At 68.7% G+C, this 1,288-nt stretch carries 3 protein-coding genes; all 3 read left to right on the top strand.

What is annotated here, in order from left to right; genetic code table 11:
* Positions 1-513, top strand: a 513-nt coding sequence (locus tag HUK84_RS18785; RefSeq protein WP_176641579.1) for an FTR1 family protein, incomplete at its 5' end; no start/stop codon positions are given.
* 21 nt (positions 514-534) lie between these two features.
* Positions 535-1,053 (top strand): iron transporter, encoded by a 519-nt coding sequence (locus HUK84_RS18780; RefSeq protein WP_176641578.1) that lies wholly within the window; start codon positions 535-537, stop codon positions 1,051-1,053.
* Between the two features lie 42 nt (positions 1,054-1,095).
* Positions 1,096-1,288 (top strand): nitroreductase family protein (locus HUK84_RS18775; RefSeq protein ID WP_374729388.1); only part of this gene is annotated, 193 nt, incomplete at its 3' end.

Raw genomic sequence — 1,288 nt, 5'->3', positions numbered from 1 at the left:
GACGCGGTGGCCAGCGGGGCGCGTTCGCTGCCCGCTCTGGCCGTGGTGGTGGCCGTCGCCGTGCTGCGCGAGGGGGTGGAGGTCGTGCTGTTCCTGTACGGGATCGCGGTTTCGACCGGGTCGGGCCCGGCAGCCATGCTGGGCGGCGGCCTGCTGGGGGTGGCGGCCGGCGGCGCGCTGTCCTGGGCGCTGTATCGCGGCCTGGTGGTGATCCCGATGCGGCATCTCTTTACCGTCACCGGGCTGCTGGTCGCGGTGCTGGCGGCGGGTATGGCCAGCCAGGCGGCGGCCCTGCTGGCCAATGACGACCTGATTCCGGCCCTGGGCTATGAGATCTGGGACTCGTCCTGGCTGCTGTCCGATGGCAGCATGGCGGGACGGGCGGCCAAGGCGCTTACCGGCTATTCCGACCGTCCCACCGGCGTGCAACTGGTGGCCTGGGCGGTGACGCTGCTGGTGCTGCTGGTGGCCGGCTACCGGGTCGGCCGCCGCCCCGTCCGTGCCGATGCGTAACCCGATCAGGAAGAAAAAACGATGACGATCCGGATTCTCGCAGCGTCTCTGCTTGCCGCCATGTCGCCGGGCGCCGCGTCCGCGCTGGCGCGGGAATTTCCGATCGGCGGCCCGGTCTATGCCCATGACATGGAGATCGCCGCCAATTACCTGGTGGGGGTCGAGGTCGCGCCGATGATGGCGGGCATGCCGACCGGCCCCGGGTCCATCCATCTGGAAACCGACATCCATGCCACCGCCGACAATGTCTGGGGCTTTCCGGACGGGGCCTGGGTGCCGTACCTGACGATCACCTACAGGCTGACCCGTGCCGGCAGCCCCTGGACGGCAACGGGCACGCTGCACGCCATGACCGCCAAGGACGGCCCGCATTACGCGGACAATGTCCGCATGGACGGGCCGGGAACCTATACGGTGGAATTCCGCTATGGCGCGCCCGAGGCGAACGGTTTCATGCACCATGTGGACAAGGAGACGGGCACGCCGGGCTTCTGGACTCCGTTCAGCGAATCCTTCACCTTCGCCTATCCGCAGAAATAAATTCGGGCAGGACACCAGGCGGTGTCGGACGATGGCCCTGTGATGAACGATTCCGGCCGAGGCGCCGATATGCCCCCCGGTTTTTCGGATGATTTTCGCGACGCGCTGGATCGGCTGTTCGTCTGGCGGCGCGACGTGCGGCATTTCCGGACCGATCCGGTGGACCCGGCGGTGCTGGACCGGCTGCTGGCGACCGCCTGCCTGGCGCCCTCGGTCGGGCTGAGCGAGCCGTGGC

Origin of the sequence: Nguyenibacter vanlangensis (genome assembly GCF_013376155.1) — a bacterium.
Classification (GTDB): Bacteria; Pseudomonadota; Alphaproteobacteria; order Acetobacterales; family Acetobacteraceae; genus Gluconacetobacter; species Gluconacetobacter vanlangensis.
This window is presented reverse-complemented; position numbering and strand designations above follow the sequence as displayed.

Coding starts and splice junctions, on each gene's coding strand:
- HUK84_RS18780 (WP_176641578.1), top strand. CDS start 535: ATGACGATCCGGATTCTCGCAGCGTCTCTGCTTGCCGCCATGTCGCCG.